The 23848-nt window shown below is 66.1% G+C and carries 18 protein-coding genes and 5 pseudogenes; 13 read left to right on the forward strand and 10 right to left on the reverse strand.

The window, feature by feature from the left end; genetic code table 11:
* Positions 1-77 precede the first annotated feature (77 nt).
* Positions 78-2045 carry an AMP-binding protein gene (locus ACFQJD_RS08695; RefSeq protein ID WP_379797593.1) on the forward strand — a complete coding sequence of 656 codons (1968 nt, stop codon included), beginning with the start codon at positions 78-80 and terminating at the stop codon, positions 2043-2045.
* A gap of 72 nt (positions 2046-2117) precedes the next feature.
* Here the strand turns inward: ACFQJD_RS08695 and ACFQJD_RS08700 are convergent, their stop codons facing one another.
* From ACFQJD_RS08700 to ACFQJD_RS08730, 7 genes and pseudogenes are all read right to left on the reverse strand, one after another.
* A complete protein-coding gene (locus ACFQJD_RS08700; protein WP_379797596.1) occupies positions 2118-2651 on the reverse strand; it encodes an MFS transporter in 534 nt (177 codons plus the stop codon).
* The gene (locus tag ACFQJD_RS08705) at positions 2651-3370 is read right to left on the reverse strand and encodes an MFS transporter (RefSeq protein ID WP_379797598.1); all 720 of its coding nucleotides are present in this window, start codon (positions 3368-3370) and stop codon (positions 2651-2653) included. Before ACFQJD_RS08705 ends, ACFQJD_RS08700 begins: the two co-directional genes overlap by 1 nt.
* 3 nt (positions 3371-3373) lie before the next feature.
* Positions 3374-4081: an acetyl-CoA synthetase gene (locus ACFQJD_RS08710; protein WP_379797600.1), complete on the reverse strand. Its 708-nt coding sequence runs from the start codon at positions 4079-4081 to the stop codon at positions 3374-3376.
* A 92-nt stretch (positions 4082-4173) separates the two neighbouring features.
* Positions 4174-5274, reverse strand: a complete 1101-nt coding sequence (locus ACFQJD_RS08715) for a DnaJ C-terminal domain-containing protein (protein ID WP_379797602.1) — start codon at positions 5272-5274, stop codon at positions 4174-4176.
* Between the two features lie 278 nt (positions 5275-5552).
* Positions 5553-5687: pseudogene (locus ACFQJD_RS08720) on the reverse strand (DnaJ domain-containing protein); the annotation flags it as partial.
* A 69-nt stretch (positions 5688-5756) separates the two neighbouring features.
* The gene (gene dnaK / locus ACFQJD_RS08725) at positions 5757-7646 is read right to left on the reverse strand and encodes a molecular chaperone DnaK (protein ID WP_379797604.1); all 1890 of its coding nucleotides are present in this window, start codon (positions 7644-7646) and stop codon (positions 5757-5759) included.
* A gap of 168 nt (positions 7647-7814) precedes the next feature.
* Entirely contained in the window at positions 7815-8417 is a 603-nt protein-coding gene (locus ACFQJD_RS08730; RefSeq protein WP_379797606.1) for a nucleotide exchange factor GrpE, read from the reverse strand.
* A gap of 190 nt (positions 8418-8607) precedes the next feature.
* Between ACFQJD_RS08730 and ACFQJD_RS08735 the strand changes: the two genes are divergently transcribed.
* Both ACFQJD_RS08735 and ACFQJD_RS08740 read left to right on the forward strand, forming a co-directional pair.
* Positions 8608-9516, forward strand: coding sequence for an RsmB/NOP family class I SAM-dependent RNA methyltransferase (locus ACFQJD_RS08735; protein WP_379797608.1), 909 nt, complete (start codon positions 8608-8610; stop codon positions 9514-9516).
* Positions 9513-10021, forward strand: a pseudogene (locus ACFQJD_RS08740) (hypothetical protein). Before ACFQJD_RS08735 ends, ACFQJD_RS08740 begins: the two are co-directional and overlap by 4 nt.
* Here the strand turns inward: ACFQJD_RS08740 and ACFQJD_RS08745 are convergent.
* A pseudogene (locus ACFQJD_RS08745) lies at positions 10022-11520 on the reverse strand (DUF790 family protein). It lies immediately after the preceding pseudogene.
* A gap of 181 nt (positions 11521-11701) precedes the next feature.
* Between ACFQJD_RS08745 and ACFQJD_RS08750 the strand changes: the two are divergent.
* The 4 genes and pseudogenes from ACFQJD_RS08750 to ACFQJD_RS08765 all read left to right on the forward strand — a co-directional run.
* Positions 11702-14569: a bacterio-opsin activator domain-containing protein gene (locus tag ACFQJD_RS08750; protein WP_379797610.1), complete on the forward strand. Its 2868-nt coding sequence runs from the start codon at positions 11702-11704 to the stop codon at positions 14567-14569.
* A gap of 116 nt (positions 14570-14685) precedes the next feature.
* A complete protein-coding gene (locus tag ACFQJD_RS08755) occupies positions 14686-14829 on the forward strand; it encodes a rubrerythrin-like domain-containing protein (RefSeq protein ID WP_379797612.1) in 144 nt (47 codons plus the stop codon).
* Positions 14830-14831: 2 nt separating this feature from the next.
* Positions 14832-16130 carry a glutamate dehydrogenase GdhB gene (gene gdhB, locus ACFQJD_RS08760; RefSeq protein WP_379797614.1) on the forward strand — a complete coding sequence of 433 codons (1299 nt, stop codon included), beginning with the start codon at positions 14832-14834 and terminating at the stop codon, positions 16128-16130.
* A gap of 37 nt (positions 16131-16167) precedes the next feature.
* Positions 16168-16320 (forward strand): annotated as a pseudogene (locus ACFQJD_RS08765) (aldehyde dehydrogenase family protein); the annotation flags it as partial.
* Positions 16321-16329: 9 nt separating this feature from the next.
* On the opposite strand, the gene ACFQJD_RS08770 reads toward ACFQJD_RS08765, so the two are convergent.
* The gene (locus tag ACFQJD_RS08770) at positions 16330-17475 is read right to left on the reverse strand and encodes an ABC transporter ATP-binding protein (RefSeq protein WP_379797616.1); all 1146 of its coding nucleotides are present in this window, start codon (positions 17473-17475) and stop codon (positions 16330-16332) included.
* 210 nt (positions 17476-17685) lie between these two features.
* Between ACFQJD_RS08770 and ACFQJD_RS08775 the strand changes: the two genes are divergently transcribed.
* The 6 genes and pseudogenes from ACFQJD_RS08775 (at position 17686) to ACFQJD_RS08800 (ending at position 21847) form a co-directional block, all read left to right on the forward strand.
* The gene (locus ACFQJD_RS08775; protein WP_379797617.1) at positions 17686-18837 is read left to right on the forward strand and encodes an ABC transporter substrate-binding protein; all 1152 of its coding nucleotides are present in this window, start codon (positions 17686-17688) and stop codon (positions 18835-18837) included.
* A 409-nt stretch (positions 18838-19246) separates the two neighbouring features.
* A pseudogene (locus ACFQJD_RS08780) lies at positions 19247-19582 on the forward strand (ABC transporter permease); the annotation flags it as partial.
* Positions 19507-19764 carry a hypothetical protein gene (locus ACFQJD_RS08785; protein WP_379797619.1) on the forward strand — a complete coding sequence of 86 codons (258 nt, stop codon included), beginning with the start codon at positions 19507-19509 and terminating at the stop codon, positions 19762-19764. The pseudogene ACFQJD_RS08780 and the gene ACFQJD_RS08785, both read left to right, overlap by 76 nt.
* Positions 19765-20580 carry an ABC transporter permease gene (locus ACFQJD_RS08790; RefSeq protein ID WP_379797621.1) on the forward strand — a complete coding sequence of 272 codons (816 nt, stop codon included), beginning with the start codon at positions 19765-19767 and terminating at the stop codon, positions 20578-20580.
* Between the two features lie 151 nt (positions 20581-20731).
* Positions 20732-21499 carry a hypothetical protein gene (locus tag ACFQJD_RS08795; protein ID WP_379797623.1) on the forward strand — a complete coding sequence of 256 codons (768 nt, stop codon included), beginning with the start codon at positions 20732-20734 and terminating at the stop codon, positions 21497-21499.
* Positions 21500-21607: 108 nt separating this feature from the next.
* Positions 21608-21847, forward strand: a complete 240-nt coding sequence (locus tag ACFQJD_RS08800; protein ID WP_379797625.1) for a hypothetical protein — start codon at positions 21608-21610, stop codon at positions 21845-21847.
* Positions 21848-22374: 527 nt separating this feature from the next.
* On the opposite strand, the gene ACFQJD_RS08805 is transcribed toward ACFQJD_RS08800, so the two are convergent.
* Positions 22375-23826, reverse strand: coding sequence for an FAD-dependent oxidoreductase (locus tag ACFQJD_RS08805; RefSeq protein ID WP_379797627.1), 1452 nt, complete (start codon positions 23824-23826; stop codon positions 22375-22377).
* Positions 23827-23848: the final 22 nt, after the last annotated feature.

The following is a 23848-nucleotide window of genomic DNA, read 5'->3' on the forward strand; positions in this document are numbered from 1 at the left end:
TGCGCACGGCGTCGAGTTGCGTTCCCGGCGACGTGTGTCTTAAAATGTTATAGTTGCTCGGCTATAACCCGCGCCACATGGTCACAGAACCCAATATGGACGAGCTCGTCCACGAACCGAGCCAGGAGTTCGTGGAGTCGACGAACGTCTATCAGTTCATGCAGGAGTACGGCATCGACGACTACGACGAACTCATTGAGCGGACGTGCGGCGACGTCGAGTGGTTCTGGGACGAACTGCCCGACTATCTGGACATCGATTTCTACGAGGAGTACGACCGGGTGCGCGACGACAGCGAGGGGCCGCAGTTCACCGACTGGTACCCCGGTGGCACGATCAACATCGCGCACAACGTCCTCGACAGACACGCCGGGACCGAGAGCGCGACGCGCAACCGCGTCGCCTGCATCTGGGAGGGCGAAGGCGGCGACGTTCGGGAGATCACGTTCCACGAACTCCACCGACAGGCCAACAAGGTGGCCAACGCGCTGGAGGAACGCGGCGTCGGCACCGGCGACACCGTCGCCCTCTACATGCCGATGGTCCCGGAGGTCATCTCCATCCTCTATGGCTGCTTCAAGGTGGGTGCGATAGCGGTGCCCATCTTCTCCGGATTCGGCGTCGAGGCGACGGCCACCCGCCTCGAAGACCCCGAGTGTTCGGTCCTCTTTACGGGCGACGGCTTCTACCGCCGCGGCGACGAGGTCCACCTCAAGGACACCGCCGACGAGGCCGTCGCGGAGGCCGGCTGCGTCGAACACACCATCGTCTTCGACCGCCTCGGCGCGGACATTCCCTGGGACGACGACCGCGACGAGTGGTGGGACGACGCCGTCGAACGGCAGGACGACGAGTACGAGACGAAGGAACTCCCGTCCGAACAGGAGTCGATGCTTCTCTACTCCTCGGGGACGACCGGCAAGCCCAAAGGCATCGTCCACACGCACGCCGGCGCGTTGATGCAGTGTGCCAAAGAAATCTACTTCGGCTTCGACCACAAGGACTACGACCGCTTTTTCTGGGTGTCGGACATCGGCTGGATGATGGGACCGTGGACGCTCATCGGCAACCACGCCTTCGGCGGCACCATCTTCATGTACGAAGGCGCGCCGGACCACCCCGACCCCGACCGGTTCTGGGAGATGATCGACCGCCACGAACTGACGGCGTTCGGCATCTCGCCCACCGCCATCCGCGCCCTCCGCAAACACGGCGACGAGTGGGTCGAGGACCACGACCTGTCGTCGATTCGCCTCCTCGGATCGACCGGCGAACCGTGGGACCCCGAGTCGTGGATGTGGTTCTACGAGAAGGTCGGCGGCGGCGACGCGCCGATCATCAACATCTCCGGCGGCACGGAGATCTGCGGCTGTTTCCTGATGCCGATGCCCATCCAGTCGCTCAAACCCTGCACGCTCGGCGGCCCGGGGCTCGGAATGGACATCGACATCGTGAACGCGGACGGCGAATCCATCGCCGACACGCACGAACGCGGCTACCTCGCCGCGCGCGACTCCTGTCCGTCGATGACGAAGTCGCTGTGGGCCGGCGACGAGCGCTACCTGGATGAGTACTGGTCGACGTGGGAGGACCTCTGGGACCACGGCGACTGGGCCCAGAAAGACGAGGACGGCTTCTGGTATCTCCACGGCCGCGCCGACGACGCCCTCAACGTCGCCGGCCGCAAGGTCGGCCCCGCCGAGATCGAGGGCGTCCTCATCGAACACGACGCGGTGAATCAGGCGGCGGCCGTCGGTGTCCCCGACGAGACGACCGGCACCGCCGTCGTCGCCTACGTCGTCCCCGAGGAGGGGTACGAGGGGAGCGACGACCTCGCGGCCGAGCTGAAGGAGCTGGTGGGCGAGGAGCACGGCAAGCCGTTCCGACCGCGGGAGATCCTCTTCGTGGACGAACTCCCCAAGACCCAGAGCGGGAAGATCATCCGTCGGGCCCTCTCCTCGATCTACCGCGGCGAGGAACTCGGCGACATGAGCAGCATCGAGAACCCCGAGGTCCTTGACGAGATCGAGGCGGCGGCGCGGTAGCCGCGCGGGCGTCGCACACTCGCTCGTCGTCGGGTCGCCGGTGCCGACGTCACCGACCGCCGCCGACGTCGATCACTCGCGCGCGGCGAGCCGGCCGGCGACGCCGATACATCCCGCGCCGACGACACAGAGCGCGCCGAACGCGAGGAAGATCGACGCGTAGCCACCCATCCGCTGGAAGACGGCTCCCGCGATGGGCGGAGCGGCCAGCCCGGACACCGCGAACGCGAACGAGAGCATTCCGTAGAGCGTATTGAGGTTCTCGTTCCCGAACAGATCGGCCACTAACGGCGAGAGCAACGCGCCGTTGCCGCCGTAGCTGATACCGTAGGCGGCGGCCACGGCGAAGACGGCCAGCGGCGACTGCGCGACGGCCAGCGCCGCCATCGAGAGGCCCATCACCGTCGAACAGACGACGAAGATGCTCACCCGACCCATGCGGTCGGAGAGGACGCCGAGGCCGAGGCGCGCGGCGCTCGTCGTCACGCCGACGATGGCGATGGCGGTGACGCCCACCTGTCGGGCGAGGCCCACGTCGGTGACGTGGAGGACGAGGTGACTCATGAGCGTATAGAGCGTCGTGTAGATGAGCGTCCAGCCGAGCATCACGAGCAGGAACGAGGGCCTCCGGAGGGCCGTCGCCGCCGCCCCGCGGGGTCGCGTTCGCTCCCGTCGGTGCGGCCGTCGGGGAACTCCACGTTCGGGTCCGCGCCCACGTCCTCCGGGTCGTCGGCGAACAGGAGCGAGACGACGAGACAGACGCCACCGACGCCGGCCGCGAGCGCGACGAACGCGCTGCGCCACCCGACCGACTGGATGAGCGAGTCGGCCGCGGGCGGGATGGCGACGAGACCGAGGCCGAGTCCGGCCGTCGCGAGGCCCTGTGCCGCGCCGCGGCGTCTGTCGAACCAGCGCGGAACTGACGCGTAGGCGACGACGTAGACGATAGAGAGGCCGAGGGCGGTCACCAGTCCGTACGCCGCGAGCAGGCCGAGAAAGGACTGGCTCCGACTCGTCGCCAGCAACCCGGCCACGAGGAGCGCCGTCCCGACCAGTAGCATCCGGCGCGGCCCGTAGCGGTCCACGAGGCCGCCCGACGCCGTCGCGCCCACGTAGAGGACGAACATCTGGACGCCGAACACCAGTGAGATTCGGGCCCGCGAGGCGGCGAAGGCGTCGAGCATGCGCTCGAAGAAGACGCCGAAGGAGTAGGTGAGGCCGAACACCGCCGTCGCCGCCAGCAGACACGCGACGGCGACGACCCAGCCGTAGTAGAACCGGTCTGCGAGACCGGTTCGCGGATCGAGCGTGCGACGACCTCCCATGGCCTACATCCGCACTCGGTCGAGGGAAAACGCTTCGGGTTCCGGCGCGGCGTCGCCGTCCGTAACTGCCACGTCGGCCGATGCCGCCCCGTCGGGGAGGACGACGTCGCCACCGGCCGAGAGCGGCGCGAGGACGGCGGCGACGAGCGTTCGGGGGTCCGACAGCGGGGCCCGGACGGCGACGGACCGCGACTCGTCGAAGTCCGCGTCGTCGACGACGCGTTCGGCGGCGTCGAGCAGGTCGCGGTGAGTGTAGACGCCGTCCGCCGCCCGGAGCGCCGGTGTCGACGGCGAGACCGGGACCGGCGGGAACGCCGGGTTCTCGCTCCAGACCGTCCCCTCCCAGTGCGTCGCCGACGGGTCCGACGGGGCGTCGCCGAAGACCACCAGGTCGCTCCCGGGCGGCGGGTCGAACGCGGCCTCCCGATCGGCGGGGACGACGACCACGCTACCGTCCCCGAGTCCGTCGACGGCCGTGACCGCGCCCAGCAGCGCGCTTCCGAAGAACGTGAACAGGGGCTGTGGGCTCGGGACGGGCGCGACGTCGACCCGGTCGCCCTCGTGGACGCCGAGGTAGCGCAGGACGTTGCCGGCCTTCCACGACGTGGTGCAGGCGTCGCGATAGCTGTACTGGCGGTTCCGGGTGGCGACTCGGAGCGCCGGCCGGTCGCTTCGCCGGTCCCGCGCCACGATGTCGCCGACGACGTCCATAGCGTGGCTTCGGGGGTCGAGCGTGAAAAGCGCCACGTCGGACGGGCGGCCGTTTCGCCCCGCGGGACGCGAAGCCGATCCGACCGCCTCCTTCAGGGCGCACCGACGACGACGAAGCGACTCTCGGCGTCGCCGTTGTGTATCTGCCGGGTCGCCGTCGGCGCGACCCGGAGGGCGTCGCCGGCGTCCATCTCCACCGACTCCCCTTCGACGTCGACGGTCGCCTCGCCCTCGACGAGCAGGTACACTTCCTCCTCGCCCTCGTCGGCGTGGTCGTGTTCCATCCCGACCCAACCGGGGTCACACTCCAGCACCGAGACGCCGAGATTCTCGCAGTCCAGTGCGTCGCGCAGGAAATACAGGCCGTCACCGACCGGGTCGACGTCGTGGTAATCGACTTTGGTGTGAGACATTTCGTCTCGTGGTCGTCGCCCGAGTGGCAAGTAAGCGTCGCCGTCGGCTTCAGAAGGAGTTTTTGATGCGCTCGAAGAAGCCCTCGGTGACTTCCACGTCCTCGCCGCCCGCCTCGGCGAACTGTTCGAGGGCCTCGCGCTGCTCCTCGTTGAGTTCCGAGGGCGTGACCACTTGGACCTGGACGTAGAGGTCGCCGTGGCCGCGGCGGCGCAGCCGGGGCATCCCTTTGCCCTGCAGACGGAACGTCTCACCGCTCTGCGTGCCGGGGGGACGTCCATGTCGACGCTGCCGTCGAGGGTGGGGACCTCCACGGTGTCGCCGAACACCGCCTGCGGGAAGGAGATGGCGTGCTGATAGCGGAGGTCGTCGCCGTCGCGGTCGAAGTCCGGATGGTCGGCGACGCTCACCTCGATCAACAGGTCGCCGTTGGGACCGCCGTTGGGGCCCGGCGCGCCTTCGCCCTCCATGCGCAGGGACTGCCCGTCGCGGATGCCGGCCGGGACGTCCACCGAGAGCGTGGCCTCGTCGCGGACCTGCCCGTCGCCGCCGCAGGTCGAACAGGTGTCGCTGTACAGGCGACCCTCGCCGCCACACCGACGACAGGTGGTGGTCTGTTGCATCCGACCGAACGGCGTCTGCTGGACCTGCGTCACCTGTCCCTGACCGTTACACTCGGAACAGGTCTCCACGTCGGCGTCAGGTGGGTGCCCCGCCCCGTCGCAGTCCGCGCAGGTCTTGGGCCGGGTGACGGTGAACTGCTTCTCGACGCCGTCGTACACTTCCTCCAGGTCGAGCGAGAGCGCCGTCCGCAGGTCCTGTCCCTGTCGGGGACGGCTCTGATCTCCGCGGCCCCCGCCCCCGAAGAACTGGTTGAAGATGTCCTCGAAGCCGCCACCGCCGCCGCCCATGCCGCCGAAGGGCCCGCCCCCGCACCGCCGGCACCGCCGTCGAAGCCGCCGCGCTTCTCGGCCTGCTCGAAGCGTTCGTGACCCATCTGGTCGTAGGCCGAGCGCTTCTCGTCGTCCGTGAGGATCTCTTTTGCCTTCTTGACTTTCTTGAACTTCTCCTCGGCGTCCGGGTCGTCGCTGACGTCGGGGTGGTACTCGGTGGCCTTCTTCCGGTAGGCCTGCTGTATCTCGTCTTCGGTGGCGTCTTTCGAGACCCCGAGTACGTCGTAGAAGTCCTCGGTCATCAGTTATCCAGTGGTACTTGGGCGAACTACTTGAAAAACGCGGCTCGCGGATTCCGTCGCCGACAGCGGCTACTCGTCGTCTTCGTCGACGTCTTCGAAGTCGGCGTCGACGTACTCGTCGTCACCGGCACCCGCGGCACCGGGGCCGGCACCGGCACCGGGACCCGGACCTGCGCCCGCGGCACCCGCGCCGGCACCGCCCGCACCGGCCTGGGCCTGTTGCTGGTACATCTGCTTGCCGATCTCCTGCAGTTCCTCCGAGAGTGCCTCGGTAACGTCCTGCAGTTCCTCGGTGTCGGCGTCCTCTTCGAGGGCCGCCTCCACGTCCGCGATGGCGTCCTCGATGGATTCGCGAAGGTCGTCGTCGACGGCCTCTTCGTTCTCGTCGAGGAGCGTCTCCGCGCGCTGGACAGCGCTTTCGGCCTCGTTGCGGGCCTCGATGCGCTCGCGGCGCTGTTCGTCCTCCTCGGCGTGTTTCTCGGCTTCCTCCTGCATCTGCTCGATCTCCTCGTCGGAGAGGCCAGCGCCGCCCTCGATGGTGATGGATTCGGCGTTGCCGGAGCCTTTGTCCTCGGCTTCGACGTTGACGATGCCGTTCTCGTCGATGTTGAACGTCACCTCGATCTGGGGCGTGCCGGCGGGCGCGGGCGGGATGCCCGAGAGCTGGAACTCGCCGAGCAGCTCGTTCTCCTCGGCGATTTCGCGCTCGCCCTGGAACACCCGCACCTGCACGGAGGTCTGGTTGTCCGCCGCCGTGGTGAACACCTTCGACTCCTCGGTCGGGATGGTGGTGTTTTTCTCGATGAGTCGCTCGAACAGGCCGCCCTTGACCTCGATACCGAGCGAGAGCGGCGTCACGTCCAGCAGGACGATGTCGTCGACGTCGCCGCTGAGCACGCCGGCCTGGATGGCCGCGCCGAGGGCGACCGCCTCGTCCGGGTTGACGTTCTTCTTGGGCTCCTGGCCGACCAGGTCCTCGACTTTCTCCTGGACCTGGGGCATCCGGGTCGACCCGCCGACGAGGATGACCTCGTCGATGTCGCCCTTGTCGTAGCCGGCGTCCTCGAGGGCCTGTTCGGTCGGGCCGACGGTCCGCTCGATGAGATCGGAGGTCAGCGACTCGAATTTCGCGCGCGTGAGCGACGTTTCGAGGTGGATCGGCCCCGAATTGGTCGCCGTGATGAAGGGCAGATTGATGTCCGTCTCCTTGCGCGAGGAGAGTTCGATCTTGGCCTCCTCGGCGGCGTCTTTCAGCCGCTGGAGCGCCTGTCGGTCCTCGCGGAGGTCGATGCCGTGTTCGTTCTCGAACTCCTCGGCCAGGTGGTCGATGATCGCCCGGTCCCAGTCGTCGCCGCCGAGGTCGTTGTCGCCGTTGGTGGCGACGACCTCGTAGACGCCGCCGCCGAGGTCGAGGACGGAGACGTCGAACGTCCCGCCGCCGAGGTCGTAGACGAGGACGGTCTGATCGGATTCGTCGTCGAGGCCGTACGCCATCGACGCCGCCGTCGGCTCGTTGACGATGCGTTCGACCTCGAAGCCGGCGATCTCGCCGGCGTCTTTGGTCGCCTGTCGCTGGCGATCGTTGAAGTAGGCGGGGACCGTGATGACGGCCTTCTCGACCTCGTCGCCGAGGTAATCCTCGGCGTCCCGCTTGATCTTCTGGAGGATCATCGCCGAGATCTGCTCCGGCGTGTACTCCTCGTCGTCGACGTCGACGGCGTAGTCCTGTTCCCCCATGTGGCGCTTGATAGACTGGATCGTCCGGTCGGGGTTCTGGACGGCCTGATTTTTCGCCGGCTTTCCGACCAGTCGCTCGTCGTCCTCGGTGAACGCGACGACGGAGGGCGTCGTCCGCTCGCCCTCCGCGTTCACGACGATCTCCGGGTCGCCGCCCTCCATCACCGCGAACGCGCTGTTCGTCGTCCCGAGGTCGATCCCCAGAATCTTGTTGCTCGCCATCTTGTCCGTACGTATCGGTTTCCGCCGGTTAAAGGTTACTAGACCGGTCGAGTTCCCCGATTTCTACTTCCCGCTCACGTCTTGCGATTTTTTCGATCGCAAACGAATCGCTCCGGGGGATTTTTGTAGACGTTCAAATCGGTCGACAGCCACGCGCGTCGAGACGCGTCACTCGCCGGAACTGACGGTCACCTGTGCGGTGCGGACGACCTTGTCCGCCATCTCGTAGCCCGGTCGGAAGACGTCGACGACGGTCCCTTCCGGCTGGTCGCTCTCGACGCGCATCATCACCTCGTGGCGCTGAGGGTCGACTTCCTCGCCCGCCTCGGGTTCGATGGGCGTGACGTTCTCCGCCTCCAGGACGTGATCGAACTCCTTCAGCGTCGCCTCCAGGCCCTCGCGGACGTCGACCGCCTCGTCCTGGTCGAGGGCGCGCACCAGGTCGTCGCGGACGCTCACGACTTGTTCGATCAGATCCTCGGTCGCCCGCTCTTTCAGTTGCTCCTGGCGCTTTTTCGCGCGTTTCTTGTAGTTCTCGAAGTCGGCCTGTTTGCGCTTCAGTCGCGATTCGAGGTCGTCGATCTGCTCTTCCCTGTCTTCGAGTTCGCGCTCGAGATCCGTGACGCGCGCTTCGAGGCTCTCGACGGCCGCCGCCAGCGACTCGTCGTGTTCGGCGACCCGGGCGGCCAGGCTGGCTTCCTCGCCGTCGGCCGCCTCGCTCGACTGCTCCGCGTCCCGCGCGTCCGTCGCTTCGGCCGCGTCGTCTGTCATATCCGGGGAAAGCCCCTCGGGGCGCTTAAGGCTTGCAGAACGCCGTCGTCACGCCGCGGCCGCAGCGGTCGCTCGAAGCCGGTTCGGAGACGTCGACCCGTCGCGGACGGCCCGTTCGCCGACGACGCGGCGACGTGCGAAACGACGCCAGTTCGAAACCGACTAACCCCCGGACGTCGAACGGTCGGTAATGAATCCGCTTGAGCGGTACGAACCGCTCGTCGACGACGTCGACGCCTTCCGGGCCGCCTGCGAGCGACCGCTGCCCTCCGTCGTTCGAACGAACACCGTCAAGGCGAGCCCCGACCGGGTGGCCGCGGCGTTCGACGAGGCCGGCGTCGACTACGACCGGGCGTCGTGGCACCCCGGCGTCTTCCGCCTCCCCGAGGGGAGTCCGGGGACGACGTGGCCCTACTTCCACGGGTGGGTCCACGGACAGGAGGAGGTGTCGGCGCTGCCGCCGCTCGTCCTCGATCCGCGACCCGGCGAACGCGTCTGGGACGCCTGCGCCGCACCGGGGAGCAAGACGACGCAGATGGCGGCGCTAATGGACGACGAGGGCCTCCTCGTCGGCAACGACAACAACCTCGGACGGCTCTCCGCCCTACGGCACAACGCCGAACGCCTCGGCGTCTCGAATCTCGTTGTCACCAATCAGGACGCCCGGAACTTCTCGTTCAACCCCTTCGACTTCGAGTCGTTCGACCGGACGCTGGTGGACGCGCCCTGTTCCTGTGAGGGCACCTGCCGGAAGAACCCCGACGTGCTGGAGGAGTGGACGCTCGGCCACGTGAAAAGCGTCGTCGGCGTCCAGAAGGGGATCCTCAGGCGGGCGATTCAGGCGACCCGACCCGGGGGTGTCGTCGTCTACTCTACCTGCACCTTCGCCCCCGAAGAGAACGAGGCCGTCCTCGACCACGCCGTCCGCGAGGAGGACTGCCGTCTCGTCGACTTCGACTCGCCGCTGGAGGGGTCGCCCGGCGTCACCGAGTGGAAGGGCGACGAGTACCATCCGGCCGTCGAGAAGGCCCAGCGCATCTACCCACACCAGAACGACACGGGCGGGTTCTTCTGTGCGAAACTGGAGGTGACGGCATGAGCGGTGCCAACGACGGCCAGATGTTCGACCGCCTGCCGGCGACGGCCGAGGAGCGAACGGCCGCGGGCCGCGCGACCCGCGCGGAAGTCGTCCGGTGGTGGGAGGACCGCTTTGGCGTCCCCGCCGATGCCTTCGACGACTACACCTTCTGGGAGAAAGGCAAGGGGAAGGTGTGGATCCTCCACGCGGACCTGGAGACGCCCGTCAACGTGGAGGGTCTCGGCATGACCTTTCTCCGCACGCGACAGGAACACTGGAAGCCGACGACGGACGCAGTCCAGCGGTTCGGCCGCGAGGCCACGAGGAACGTCGTCCACCTCACGCGCGACCAGGCGGTGCGGTTCGCTCGCGGCGAGGACCAGGACGTCGACTGGGACGGCGACTGGGGTATCTCGGCGTCGCCCACGACGTCGTCGGCGAACCCGAACCCCTCGGTGTCGGCCTCTACCTCCACGGCGAACTCCGGTCCCAGATACCGAAGGGGCGACAGGAAGACCTCTCCTGACTACTTCTCCCGGACCGTCCCGCCGCTCAACCCGTCCCACGCCACCCGGTAGCCGAGACGCGAGAGCGCGGCGCTGGCGTCGTCGAGACCGTGGGCGTCGAGGATTTCCTCGGCCTCCGCGAGCGCCATCCCGGCGTCGAGTTCGGCGGCCACGGCGTCGAGGACGACCGGGCGGACGAGCGTCCGCCCGACGCGTTCGTGGTCGGGGAAGTCGACCGCTTCGACCGCGTCCTCGCCGACGCCGTGGCGGTCCGCGAGCGTCGCGAGCGACACCGCGTCGTCGTCGGGGCGAAGTCGGTCCGGAAGCGACGCCGCCGCGTCGGCGACGAGGTCGGATTCGAACTCGCGGAGGACGTCCACCACGTCCTTGACGCGGACAGCGTTCGAATAGGGGATGGCGCGGTGGTCCCGGGCGGCGACGTCCTCGCCGACGCCGAGCGACTCGTCGACGGCGACCAGCAGTTCCTCGTCCTCGACGTCGTCCAGTTTCTGTAGCTTCGACTCGACGTACTCCGGCGTCCAAAAGCCCATGATCTCGAAGTAGATGCGGAAGTCGGCGTACCGGTAGTCGAACGCGAAGTCGGGGATCATCACCGTCGTGCCCGCTTCGAGGGTTCGGGTTCGCGCACGAGGTCCCAGTCCAGACCGAGCGCGGTGAAGCGGGCGGCGAAGTCGGCTTCGACGCCGCTGTCGTAGGTGGGTTCGGCCACCGGGTCGACGCCGGGGACGGAGACGTCGTCCTGGGTGAGCGTCATCTCGCGTTCGGTCCCCCGATCGTCGACGGTCGCGGTCAGCGTCCACGTCGGGGCCGTCGCCACGGACCGGAGGAGGCGGGCGAACGACGTCCCGTACCGCCGCGTCCGACGAAAGAGGGCGTCGGGGCCGGTGGCGACGACTTCGCGCCCCTCGGGCGTCTTCCGCACCTCGTAGAGCAGTCTGAGGCGTTTGACCGCCGACACCAGCGCCTTCGGGTCGGAGCTCCGGACGCGAACCTCGGTGGCGTCGAACAGCGCCGTCTGAGCCAGCGAGAGGTCGTACTGGTCGAGGAGGGCGTCCGGGCTCCACCGCGGATCGAAGTCGGCGAGGACCTGCCGGGCGTCCCGGTCCGCGTAGAGGGCGTCGTCGAGCGCGCTCGGCGCGACGCCGAGGCGGTCGGCCGCCCGTGAGAGCGCCGTCTCGCGGTCCGTTTCGGTGACGACGCCGACGGACTCGGCCGTCTCGAAGGCGACGCGCCGGGCGCGCTCCGGCGGGACGGCCGCCCGCGTCTCGAACTCCGCGTCGCGTTCGAGCAGCGACGCGAACCCCCGGACGAGTTTGAAGTCGTCGGCGTCGGCTTCGAGGTCCTCGACGGCCGCGTCGAGGGCCGCCCGCGTGTCGCCGACGTGGTCCCGGAAGATGCCGATAGCGCGGGCGGCCAGCGGGCGGTGCTCGCGCGCCGCGAACCTGGGCCGGTAGCCGCCGCCCGCCCGTGACACCCGGAGGAGGTCCTTCGTCAGCACGGCGGCGGCTACGCGACGGGAACGTAAAGGGATTCGCTCCCCGCATAGCAAACCCCTTTTCTTTGACCGTGTTCGATAGTCAACCAGCTATGGCCGCGCTCGTCGACCCGAAACAGCAGCGCCGAGTTCGAAGCCGAACCGGCACTGAACTACACTCCCGCTGGCCCTCGGCAGTCGAATAATGTCACTCACCCCCACGGTTCTGGATTCGTCTTCCGTCTTGCTCGTCGGGACGACCGAGCGGATTCAGGCGTACGCAGAGACGCTCGAAACGCGGTCTAATGCGGCTATTCGACGGGTCGAGACCGAGAGGGGAGCACGCGAGGCTCTCCGGAACGGAACGGTGGACTGTCTCGTCACCGAGTACACGCTCGACGAGATTACGGGCGTCGACCTGATTCGCGAAATCCGTGCCGACACCACGACTCTGCCCGTGATTTTAGCCACTGCCTCCGGAGGCGAAGCCGTCGCGAGTCGAGCGATCGGCGCTGGCGTGACCGACTACGTGGCGCTCACGGAACCGGTCGACCGGATGGCGACGGAACTCCTGGAGCGAACGGAGCGGGCAGTCAGAGCCGCACAGCGGACAGCCACCCAGCGAGAGCGGGCGCGGCAGTTCGACGCCATCTTCGACGACTCGCGGACGGCGACGTGGGTGCTCGATCCAGAGGGGGCACTCGTCCGCGTGAATCAGACGGCCCGCGAGATGGTCGACGAGACGGTCGACGCGGTCGTCGGAGAACCGTTCTGGACGCTCCCGTGGTGGTCTCACACCGACGGCACGCAGGCCGATATCCGGCAGATCGTGGAGAAGGCTCGCAACGGCGCGTTCGGTAACGCGGTCGTCGAACAGCCGTCTCACCTCGACGATCCGCGCGTCATCGACCTCTCGGTTCGTCCCGTCGAGAGCGAACGCGGAGATCTCATTTCGATCGTCGTCGAAGGGGTGGACGTCACCGAACGGGTCGGTCTCGAACGCGATCTGCGGGCGTCAGAGGAACTCCACCGCGTCATACTTAACAACATGACCGACACCGTCCTCATCACGGACGAAGACGGCGAATACACCTACGTCAGTCCTAACGTCCACTTCGTCTTCGGCTACACCGTCGAGGAGGTCTACGAGATGGGAACCATCGACGAGCTCTTGGGCGACGACCTGGTCGACCGCGAAGAGCTCACGGAGAACGGCGTTCTGGAAAACGTCGAGTGCACGGCCACCGACAAGGCCGGCCGCGAACATACGCTGCTGGTCAACGTGCGTGCGGTCTCGATACGCGACGGAACGCTCCTCTACAGCTGTCGAGACGTCACGAAACGCAAGCAGCGCGAGGAGGCACTGGCGACGCTACAGGGGACCGCGCGTGAGTTCCTCTACGCGGAGACGCATCGGGAGATCGCCCACCACATCGTCGACGACGCTTCCAGCGTCCTCGACCTGGACGCGAGCGCGGTCTACCTGTTCGACCCGGACACCAACGATCTGCGACCCGCGGCACACTCCCCGACGATGGAGGAGTTGAACGGCCCGCTGCCGACCGTCCACACCGACGGTGAAACGCTTCCGAGTTACAGTTTCGTCGAGAGCGAGCCGCTCTTCTTCGAAGACGTCCACGACGCGGACCGACTCGGAAACCGGGCGACGGATCTCCGGAGAGCGACCTACATTCCGCTCGGAGAGCACGGCGTGTTCGTCGCCGGATCGGACGAAGTCGGGACGTTCGACGAGATCACCCGCGAACTCGCGGACCTGCTCGCGGCGACTGCCGAGGCGGCGCTCGATCGCGTCACGAGAGAGTCTCGCCTCCGCGAGCAAGATCGGACGCTCCAACGGCAAAACGAGCAGCTCAGCGCGTTGAATCGGATTAACGAAACGATCCGGGAGATCGATCAGACCGTCGTCCAGGCCGAGACCCGAGAGGAGATCGACCACACCGTCTGCGAGTTGCTGACCGACGAAGACCGGTTCGAGTTCGCCTGGATCGGGACGATCGATCCCGCCACCGAGAGCGTCGAACCGCGGGCGTGGGCCGGCGACGGGCAGCGGTATCTGGACAGCCGACCCTTTTCCGTGTCCGGAGCGGAGCCGTCGGAGCGAACCGCCGCCACCGGAGAGGTCACGATGGTGACGAACGTCGCTTCCGGTCTCCGCGACGAGCCGTGGCGAAAGGACGCCCTCGTTCGAGACTACCTCTCGGTTCTGAGCATTCCGTTGGTCTACAACGACCTCACACACGGCGTTCTGACGGTTTATGCGGCGTCTCGGGATGCGTTCGACGACACGACACAGGCCGTCCTCGCCGAACTCGGGGAGACGATCGCGTCCGCGCTCAGCGCAATCGAGCGAAAGAACGCGCTGCTCACCACGTCGATGACCCGCCTCGAGTTCGCCGTCGACGACTCGACGTTCGTGTTGTCACGACTCGCTCGCGACGCAGACTGTACGCTCTCGTATCACGGCGGCGTTCAGCAAACGAGCGAAGGCCGATACGTGTTCGTGACGGTCGAAGACAGCACCGTGGACGCGGTCAAAAGCGCCGCGTCCGGGCTGGTCGCCGTCGACGAGGTTCAGGAGATCAGTCGGAACGGCGAAGGAAGCGTCTTGCGATTGCAGCTGACACAGCCGTTCATCGCGATAGAATTGGCGGACCACGGAGCCGTCTTCCGGGAAGCGACGGCCGATCCGTCGACGACGACGCTCGTCGTCGACATCCCGGACAGCGTCGAAATCCGGAACATAACGCAGTTGATCCGTGAAACGTTCTCGGGCGTCGAACTCCGATCCAAGCAGACGCTCGATCAGGCCGCCGAACACGACCTGTATTCGAAGTTCCTCGACGAACTCACCGAACGGCAGTTAGAGGTCATCCAAACGGCCTATTACAGCGGATTCTTCGAATCGCCGCGGAGGAGCACTGGCGAGGAGGTTGCTGAGACGCTCGACATCTCTCCGACGGCATTTTATCGCCACGCCCGAACGGTACAGCGGAAACTGTTCGCAGCGCTCTTCGAAGACAGCAACCTCTCCGTCGCCGCCCTCGATAGTTGAATATCGAACCACCAGTCTCGAAAAGGGTGTGATTGTGAACTGCTGAATATACCCTTATACACTTATTACTCCTTAGCAGAGTGCCTGCGACGATCCCTCGGCACTCGTGAACTCACATGAAAGATGTCGACATAGATCCCGACGAAGAGAGTCCATACGAGTGCTTCGGGTGTGGGAAGATCGTCTTCGCGGAGAGTGCCCCCAGCCAGTGTCCGGATTGTGCAGGTGAAATGCGAAACCGCCGTACTCCGATCGAATAATAATGTCGTCGAAACCCAGTTCTGCTCACGACGAAGCGACAGACGAAGCGTCAGTAACCAACGAATCCGCCCTTCAGACGGCGCGTCGGCAACTGCAACACGCTGCTGACCTCCTCGATATCGATCCGAACATCGTCGAGCGTCTCAAATATCCGAAGAAGGTCCACGAGGTCACGGTTCCGATCGAACGCGACGACGGAACGGTGGAGGTGTTCACCGGCTATCGCGCCCAACACGACAGCGTTCGGGGTCCGTACAAGGGCGGCCTCCGGTTTCACCCGGAAGTGACCCGAGACGAATGCGTCGGTCTCGGGATGTGGATGACCTGGAAATGTGCCGTGATGGATCTGCCGTTTGGCGGCGCGAAGGGCGGCGTCGCCGTCAATCCGAAAGCGCTGAGCGACGACGAGAAAGAGCGACTCACCCGACGGTTCACCGAGGAGATCCGCGGCGTCATCGGCCCGACCGTTGACATTCCGGCACCGGACATGGGCACGGACCCGCAGACGATGGCGTGGTTGATGGACGCCTATTCGATGCAGGAGGGCGAAACGGTCCCCGGCGTCGTCACGGGAAAGCCGCCGGTCGTCGGCGGAAGCAAGGGACGAGACGAAGCGCCCGGACGGAGCGTCGCTATCATCGCCCGGGAAGCGATCGACTACTACGAGAAGAACATCAAAGAGACGTCCGTCGCCATCCAGGGGTACGGGAGCGTCGGGTCGAACGCGGCGCGTCTGCTCGACGACTGGGGTGCGAACGTCGTCGCAGTCAGCGACGTCAACGGCGGGATCTACGACGCGAACGGCCTCGACACCCACTCGATCCCGTCACATCACGAAGAGCCCGAGGCCGTCATGGCCCACGAAGCGCCCGAGACAGTTACGAACGCGGAGTTACTCGAACTCGACGTCGACGTCCTCATCCCGGCCGCGCTCGGAAACGTCCTGACAGTCGAGAACGCCGACGACGTGAGGGCGGACGTCGTCGTCGAGGGCGCTAATGGACCGACGACGAGCGCCGCCGACCGGATCTTCACGGAACGGGGGATTCCAGTCATCCCCGACATCCTCGCGAACGCCGGCGGTGTCACCGTCAGCTACTTCGAGTGGCTTCAGGACATCAACCGTCGGGCCTGGTCGCTCGAACGAGTCCACAACGAACTCGAACAGGAGATGCTGACGGCATGGGAAGTCGTCAGAGACGAGGTCGACGACCGCGGCGTCACGTGGCGAGACGCTGCCTACACCGTCGCGCTGTCACGGATCGCGGAAGCGCACGACGCCCGGGGTCTCTGGCCGTAAGGAGTAGCGCGTTTCGAAACCCGAACACCTCCGTCGCGAACCCGTCGACAGGGACGGCTACTTCGTCCCGCCGACGGTCTTCTCCGACGTGGACGGAACGCGAATCGTCCAGGGGGAGCTCTTCGGTCCCGTTCTCACGGTGATCCCGTTCTCGAACCGCGAGGAAGCGAGTGGCGTCGCGAACGGCGTTCGCCGGCCGCTACGCGTCGAACGCCACGGGGTCGCCGGTCACCGCGAACGTCGCTCGCTCGCCCGGGGCGAGCGGCGAGTCCGCGCTCCGAATCGACGCCTGGAGTTCGACGTCGGCAGTCGAGCCGTCCGTTGCCGTGATCGGGGCGAGCCGGTACCGGACCGACTCGCCCTGGAACGTTCGTTCGCGCACCTCCGCGGTGAACGCGCCGTCGACGTCCGCCGCGGCCTCGGGGTCGGCGTCCGTTCGGTCCACCATCTCGGGGCGAATCGACACGGTCACGCTACCCGTCGCGTCCGTCTCGATGGGGACCGACAGCCACTCGCCGACCGTCAACGTCGGTGTACCCCCGCCCGACTCCGGCGGTTCGACGCGGCCGTCGAGGAGGGTGGTGTCGCCGACGAACTCCGCGACGAACGGCGACGCCGGCTCTCGGTAGACCTCCTCGGGCGTTCCGATCTGCACGATTTCGCCGGCCCGCATCACGCCGATGCGGTCCGACATCGCCATCGCGAGCTCCTGGTCGTGCGTGACGTAGAAGAACGACCCGTCGACGGCGTCGTGGAGCCGTCGCAGTTCCGACTGCATCTGCTTGCGGAGCTTGCGGTCCAAGCTCGACAGCGGTTCGTCGAGGAGCAGCACCGACGGCTCGTTCACCAGCGCGCGTGCGAGGGCGACGCGCTGCTGCTGGCCGCCCGAGAGGTCCGCCGTCGACCGATCGCCGTAGCTGTCGAGATCGACGAGAGAGAGCATCTCGGCGACCCGGCGTTCGCGTTCGTCCGTCGAGACTCCGCCGTCTTTCCGGAGGCCGTACCCGACGTTCTCCGCGACCGTCATGTGCGGAAACAGCGCGTGGTGCTGGAAGACGAGATTCGTATCCCGGTGTTCTGGCGATACGCCCGTGACGTCGCTGCCGTCGATACGGACGACGCCGTCCGTCGCCTCCTCGAACCCGCTCACGAGGCGGAGCGTCGTCGTCTTCCCGCATCCGGAGGGACCGACCAGGGTGAAGAACTCGCCGCGTTCGACGCGCAGCGTCACGTCCGCGACGGCCGTCGTGTCCCTGTAGGTCTTCCGTACGCCGTCCAGTTCGACGAGGACGTCGGTCGGGGCGCTGTCCGCACCGCCGACGTACCCGTCTGTGCCTGCGTCCATCGACCGGACCTAATCCGGAGGTGTGTATGTGCTCGGCGTAACCCCACAATGTTGCCGGTTCCCGCGACGCGGCTACGGATCGGATCGTCAAGTAACACTGCGCTCGACGGCGATCTCCTCGGTTCACGCTGTATGATCCGTCGCGTGTACCCACCTGTGTTGCGAGAACCGCGCGCCTTATCCCGTGGAAACCACTTTGGGATAGTACCAATGAGTTCGCGTGACGACACCGTGAACGGAGACGACACCGCCCGCGGTACTTTCGACCGTCGGTCCTTCCTCGCAGCCACTGGCACCGTAGCGACGAGCGCTATCGCGGGATGTGTCGGTGGCGGCGGTGGCTCCGGCACGCCCACGATCAACATCATCACGTGGGAACACTACGCTCGCGACGACGTTCAGGCGGCCGTGGAGTCGGCCGTCGACGTCAACCTGGAAATCACGAAGTCCACGTCCTCCGCGGACATGTTCTCCGGATGGCAGTCGGGGCAGGACGAACAGTACGACATCGCCGTCCCGAACAACAACTACGTCCCGCGGTTCGCGGAGGCCGGCCTCGTCGAACCCGCGCCTCTCGACGACCTGACGAACTACCCCGACATCTACGAGAAGTTCAAGGACTTCACTGACGGCCAGCTCGCCGTCGACGGGACGTCGTACGGCGTTCCGATCCGGTTCGGGTTCTACGGCTACGGCTACGACTCCCGGGACGTCCCCGACCACGAGGAGTCCTGGAGCGTCCTCTTCGAGGGCGTCGACGGCGTCGACCTGCAAGGGAAGGTCGCCCTCTACGACAACCACTTCAAGGCGATGACCGCCGCCGCACTCCACCTCGGGTTCCACGACGCCTTCGAGGGCGACCGCGTCACGCTCTCCCAGTCCCAGCTCGAGGACGTGAAGGCGGCGCTCATCGACCAGAAGAAATCGTATCTCTCGAGCTACATCGCGGGCGACGCCTCGTTCGTGAAGGGCATCAAGAAAGGCGACTTCCACGTCGGCCACTCCGGCCGCATGAACCTCACGAACATGTGGGTCGACGGGAACGACTGGGTGAAGATGGCCACGCCGAAGGAGGGGTCGATGTCGTGGTTCGAGGCGGCCGTCGTCTCGAAGCAGTCCGAACATCCGGACCTCGCCTGGGAGGTCGTCGACGAGTACATCGCCCCGAAGACGGGCGCGACGCTCGCTCGCGAGGGACACGCACCGAGCGTCAACCCCAAAACGTCAGCGAACCTCTCGGAGCGCCGGAACGAACTCTACGGCTCGATCGATCCGAGCCGCCTCGACGGGATGATTCCGTTCAAGGCCGTCGAGAACGAGGACGCCTGGCGCTCCGCGTGGGAAGAGATCAAGACCGCCTGAGATGGCTGATGCCGACGCGACCGCGACCGAGCGGTCCCGGAAGGGGCTGTTCGACCGCCTGATCGCCTCACGGCGGGTGCGGCTCGCGGCGCTGCTCGCGCCGAGCGGCGGCCTGCTCGCAGCGTTGCTGCTCGCGCCGCTGTCGTTCATGGTCGCCGTGTCGTTCGCTCGCGTCGACAGCGCCTACGAGATCATCTGGCAGCCGTCGGCGGCGAACTACGCCGCGCTGTTCGACGGGACGCCCTTCTGGACGACGCCGTTCGTCCAGTCGCTGTCGCTGTCGGTCGTCGTCGCGACCGCCACCACCGTCGTTTGCCTCGTGGCAGCGTACCCCGTGGCGTACGCCCTCGCGCGTCGCGAACGCGGCCGGCGAATCGTCGTGTTCCTCGTGCTGTTGCCGTTTTTCACGATGTATCTCGTCCGCGTCTACTCGTGGTACCTGCTGTTCGGCGACGGTGGCGTCCTCAACGACGTCGCGGCGGTGCTCGGCTTCGGTCCCGTTGGCGCGTTCGACTTCGGCGTGCCCGCCATCGTCGTCGGCCTCGCGCACGCCCAGTTCCCGTACATGCTGTTGACGCTGTACGCCGGCATCGACGCCGTGGATTTCGACCTCGTGGACGCCGCTCGCGACCTCGGCGCGTCCCGCATCGAGGTGTTCCGCGACGTGCTGTGGCCGCTGACCTTACCGAACGTCGTCGCCGGATCGCTGTTCGTGTTCGTCCCGGCGCTCGGCGCGTTCGTCGCGCCGCAGTTCCTCAGCGGTTCGACCGTGTTGATGGTCGGACAGCTCATCGCCGGCCGCGTCGACTCCTACAACATCGCAGCGCCAGCGCCGCCGCGACGTTCGTCGTCGTCTTCGTCGCCGTCGCGTTCGCCGTCGCGGTGCGCTACGCCGACATGGGCGTCTCCGCCGGGGGTGAGCGGTAGATGGCGGTGTCGTTGCGCCGCGGCCGCCTGCTCTCCCGCGCGCTCACCGGGTGGACCGCGCTCGTACTCGTCTTCCTCTGGGTGCCGCTCGTGTTCATCGTCGCGCTGTCGGTCGCGGAGAACGCCTCCACGCTGTTTCCCTTCGAAGGAGTCACGCTCGCGCACTACCGGGCGACGCTCGGTGACGAGGAACTCCTCCGGAGCGTCGCCAACAGTTTCAGCGTCGCCACGCTGGCCGCCGTCACCGCCACCGCCGTCGGCGTCCCGGGGAGCGTCGCCCTCGTGCGCTACGACTTCCCGCTGTCGGGCGCGTTCCGCGTCGGCGTGGTCCTGCCGATGGTCGTGCCGGGCGTCGTCCTCGGTATCGGTCTCCTCATCTATCTCCGGAGCGTCCTCGACGTGGCACCCGGGTTCGCCGCGACGGTTCTCACCCACGCAGTCTACGGACTGCCGTTCGTCGTCCTGCTCGTGTCCGCCCGCCTCGCCACCTTCGACGAGAGCCTGGAGGAGGCCGCCCGCGACCTCGGCGCGTCGCCCGTCGAGGCGTTCCGCGACGTGACCCTGCCCGCGGTCGCCCCCGCCGTCGCAGCGGGGTTCCTGTTCGCGTGGGTCCGGTCGTTCGAGGAGTTTGTCCGCGCGTACTTCGTCTCCGGAACGATGGACGTCCTCACCACGACGATGTACGCGATGCTCGCCTACGGGACCGCACCCAAACTCAACGTCATCGCGACGCTCGTCTTGCTCGTCCTCGCGGTCGTCCTCGCCGTCGCGATGAACGTCGGCGACGTGGTCGGTGCCGTCACCGCCGGCGAGTAGTGAACGTCGGCGGCCGTGTCACGTCCAGCGATCCGCGTTCCCAGGCCGAGTGTGGAAACCGGATCGGCGTCTCCTCGTCGGAAGCCGGTAGGTGAAGCCCCGATTTAAGCCTCTCGTGCATTTATCCCCGATCCAGCGGTGGTCGTGAGTGATGACCCTCCGACTCACGACCGCGATCACCGACGGAAGCCGGCGAATCCTGACCCGAACCGGCGGCGTGCTGTTCGCGCTCATGCTCGCTCATCAGGCGCTCCTCGTCGCGTCGCTCAATACGGTTCTCGCAGCCCGAATCCCGCCCGAGGCGGCCGACGTAATCGGGCTGACGCTACCGGTCTCGGAACCCGTGGCGGGCGTCCTCCTGATCGGGGCGCTGCTCTTCAGCGCCGTCTACTTCGTGGTCCTTTCACGGGCGTTCGCGCGCCCGATCGGACAGCTATCGTCGTTCCCCTCCGAACTGTACACCCGTCGACTCGGGCGGGCGACGCTCACGATGCTCGTCGTCGGCGTCGTCGTCTCCCTCGCGGTGACGATCGGGTTCTTCCTGTTTTTCCTGCCGGGGCTGTTCCTCGCCGCCTGCTTTCTATTCGTTATTTTCTCGGTCGGGGTCGAGGACAGAGGCGTCGTCGAGGCGCTCAAGCGGAGTTGGAGCCTCTCGCGTGGGAACCGCCTTCGACTGGGGGTGATCGTCCTCGTCACCGGGCTCGTCGGTTCTCTCGTCGGAGCCCTCCCGGCGGTCCTGCAGATGGCCGGTCGACCCGCTCTCGGCGACCTCGTCTCCGTTCTCTTCAACGGCGTCGTGTTCATCTTCGTCTACGGCGTCATGGCTTCGGCGTACCTCCAGGTCGCGGAAAGCGCGGGCAGTCTCGGCGACCCCGGAGCGTCCGCGACGGCGAACGCGGGAGGAGCGCCGGAGCTCTGACCGGGAGCGGCGGTCGAACGCGTTGACTACCCGCTCACGACCGCTGCGTTCGGTCGAGAAAGCGCGATCGATCGAGCAGTTCTTCTCCGAACTGCCACAACACTTCACATGGGCGTCTATCCTGAGGAATACGTGAACTTCCAGTACGAGCGGTTCGATACGTTCTTCAGCAACTGCAGTACTGTCGACTCGCTGAATACGGGATTCGATGCGCAACAGTACTATCGAATCGTCCTTGCTCGTCGCGATCTCCGGGACGCGATGCAAGACGAACTGCCTGACGCATCGATGCTCGATGTCCACACGCTCATCCGGCACTACCAGGATGTCTTGGAGAATACTTCGTAAGATGCCGTGAGCGTGCTATCCGTGATTTCCCGTCGCGCTGGCGCAAGAAACTGCGAATTATCGACAACTTGCCCCGACGGTATCGATACTATTCAAAGAACTCAACTCTGGACTCTGCTCGTCCCTTTCCTGAACTGCGAGCCGATATTAACCAACGTTCCAATGAAATGAGGCCTTTGTTGGTTAATATAAGTATGAAACTAGCTTCGGTCTGCCACTGCATTCCTGGTTCGCCTTCCGCAATAGGACGACTTAGCCTACACGTACTCACCCGGTCAGAGACCGCTTGGGATATCCGTAACTCGACGGTTTCTCCCCTCTGCTTCGTCGAGACGTTCGAGGACGGCTTCTTCGACTGTTCGTGTCTCGCCGAGGTCGTCTCATTCGGGCGATATAGTTCGTCTCTTGTTTAGGAATCCGAGTCGTCTACGATAGATTCTGACGGGCACGAGGTACGGAATTAACGCGATGCCCAGAACCGACACATTGTGGAGAAGCTGATCAACGTACAGGCCAACCTCCAAGCGCTATGAGGATATCTGTCCGTTGAGTACCTTCGCAGCGACGAGAATTGGATCCCAGACCGGACTGAACGGCGGGGCATACGCGAGATCGAGTCGTTCGACCTCCTCGATGGACAATTCACCTTCGAGTGCTGTAGCGAGAGTGTCGATGCGGATGGCTGCTCGGTCTCCCCCGACTATACTCCCTCCCAGAAGTCGACCACTCTTCCGGTCAGCGACGAGCCGTACCGTCGTTTCAGCGACGCCGGGATAATATCCCGAGCGCGAGCCGGCAGTGATAGTTTCCGAAACGGGATCGAATCCCGCGTCGCGTGCCCGGTCGAGGTTCGTGAGGCCGACGCGACCGCACTCCAGATCGAACGCTTTGACGACGGCAGTGCCCGCGATACGTCCGACCGGAGTGGGGTTTCCGGCGACCGTCTGTCCGATGGCTCGACCGGCGCGATTAGCAGTCAGACCGAGGGGGACCCACGTGTTCTCACCGGTCACGACGTGGGGCATCTCGGCGCAGTCGCCAGCCGCGTATACGTGGTCGACGGACGTCCGCCCGTACTCGTCGATAGCGATCGCTCCCGAATCGCCGAGGGTCACGGCCGTCTCAGCGGCGAGTTGGACGTTCGGACGGATGCCGATCCCGACGAGGGCGGCGTCGACGGCGAGTTCGGTTCCGTTCGAACAGGCGAGCGAGTCGACCCGACCGTCTTCACCGCTGAACTCGGCGACTTCAGTTCCGAGGTGGAGTGTGACCCCCTGTTCGTCGAGGTGGGGTTCGACGCGTTCTGCGACTGCCGTCCCGAACGGTGGGAGGACGTGGTCCGACCGCTGAAAGAGGTGGACGTCGAGCTCCCACGCGGAGAACGCTTCGGCCATCTCGATCCCGACGTATCCACCGCCGACGATAGCGACGGTTTCCGGCGGCGTCATCGCGCCGTAGCGGGTCGCGGTAGCTTCGTCGACGTAGCCGTCGCCACCTAACGATTCGACGGTGAACTCCGCGGGATCGGAGAGAAACGCACGGACGTTCGCTGCCGAATCCAGTCCGTGTAACGTGAACACACCATCGAGCTGCGACCCGGAAATCGGTTCCGAGAGCGCTCGGGCGCCAGTGGCGACGAGGAGGTCGCCGTACGATTGATGGATTTTCTCGCCATCCGGTCCTCTGACTGTTACTGTCTGTTCCATCGGGGAGACTGCGATCACTTCGTGGTTCCGGCGAAGGTCGATTCCGCGGTCACGGATGTCGCTCGGAGACAGCGAGAGGAGGTCCGTCAACGTCTCTACGTCACCCTTGACGAAGTAGGGGGTGCCACAATGTGCATACGAGACCCAGCTCCCCTTCTCAAAGACGATGGCGTCTCTGTGCGGTGCTTCGCGTTTTAGTTTGCTCGCGGCACTCAATCCGGCTGCGTCGCCACCGATGACGACGAACGGTTCCGTCGTATTCGTTGCTGTCATTCTTGTGGTACTGTTCAGGATT

It is taken from the genome of Haloplanus sp. GCM10025708 (assembly GCF_042663985.1).
Classification (GTDB): domain Archaea; phylum Halobacteriota; class Halobacteria; order Halobacteriales; family Haloferacaceae; genus Salinirarus; species Salinirarus marinus.

Coding starts and splice junctions, on each gene's coding strand:
- ACFQJD_RS08695 (WP_379797593.1), top strand. CDS start 78: ATGGTCACAGAACCCAATATGGACGAGCTCGTCCACGAACCGAGCCAG.
- ACFQJD_RS08700 (WP_379797596.1), bottom strand. CDS start 2,651: ATGCTCGGCTGGACGCTCATCTACACGACGCTCTATACGCTCATGAGT.
- ACFQJD_RS08705 (WP_379797598.1), bottom strand. CDS start 3,370: ATGGGAGGTCGTCGCACGCTCGATCCGCGAACCGGTCTCGCAGACCGG.
- ACFQJD_RS08710 (WP_379797600.1), bottom strand. CDS start 4,081: ATGGACGTCGTCGGCGACATCGTGGCGCGGGACCGGCGAAGCGACCGG.
- dnaK (WP_379797604.1), bottom strand. CDS start 7,646: ATGGCGAGCAACAAGATTCTGGGGATCGACCTCGGGACGACGAACAGC.
- ACFQJD_RS08730 (WP_379797606.1), bottom strand. CDS start 8,417: ATGACAGACGACGCGGCCGAAGCGACGGACGCGCGGGACGCGGAGCAG.
- ACFQJD_RS08735 (WP_379797608.1), top strand. CDS start 8,608: ATGAATCCGCTTGAGCGGTACGAACCGCTCGTCGACGACGTCGACGCC.
- ACFQJD_RS08750 (WP_379797610.1), top strand. CDS start 11,702: ATGTCACTCACCCCCACGGTTCTGGATTCGTCTTCCGTCTTGCTCGTC.
- ACFQJD_RS08755 (WP_379797612.1), top strand. CDS start 14,686: ATGAAAGATGTCGACATAGATCCCGACGAAGAGAGTCCATACGAGTGC.
- gdhB (WP_379797614.1), top strand. CDS start 14,832: ATGTCGTCGAAACCCAGTTCTGCTCACGACGAAGCGACAGACGAAGCG.
- ACFQJD_RS08770 (WP_379797616.1), bottom strand. CDS start 17,475: ATGGACGCAGGCACAGACGGGTACGTCGGCGGTGCGGACAGCGCCCCG.
- ACFQJD_RS08775 (WP_379797617.1), top strand. CDS start 17,686: ATGAGTTCGCGTGACGACACCGTGAACGGAGACGACACCGCCCGCGGT.
- ACFQJD_RS08790 (WP_379797621.1), top strand. CDS start 19,765: ATGGCGGTGTCGTTGCGCCGCGGCCGCCTGCTCTCCCGCGCGCTCACC.
- ACFQJD_RS08795 (WP_379797623.1), top strand. CDS start 20,732: ATGACCCTCCGACTCACGACCGCGATCACCGACGGAAGCCGGCGAATC.
- ACFQJD_RS08800 (WP_379797625.1), top strand. CDS start 21,608: ATGGGCGTCTATCCTGAGGAATACGTGAACTTCCAGTACGAGCGGTTC.
- ACFQJD_RS08805 (WP_379797627.1), bottom strand. CDS start 23,826: ATGACAGCAACGAATACGACGGAACCGTTCGTCGTCATCGGTGGCGAC.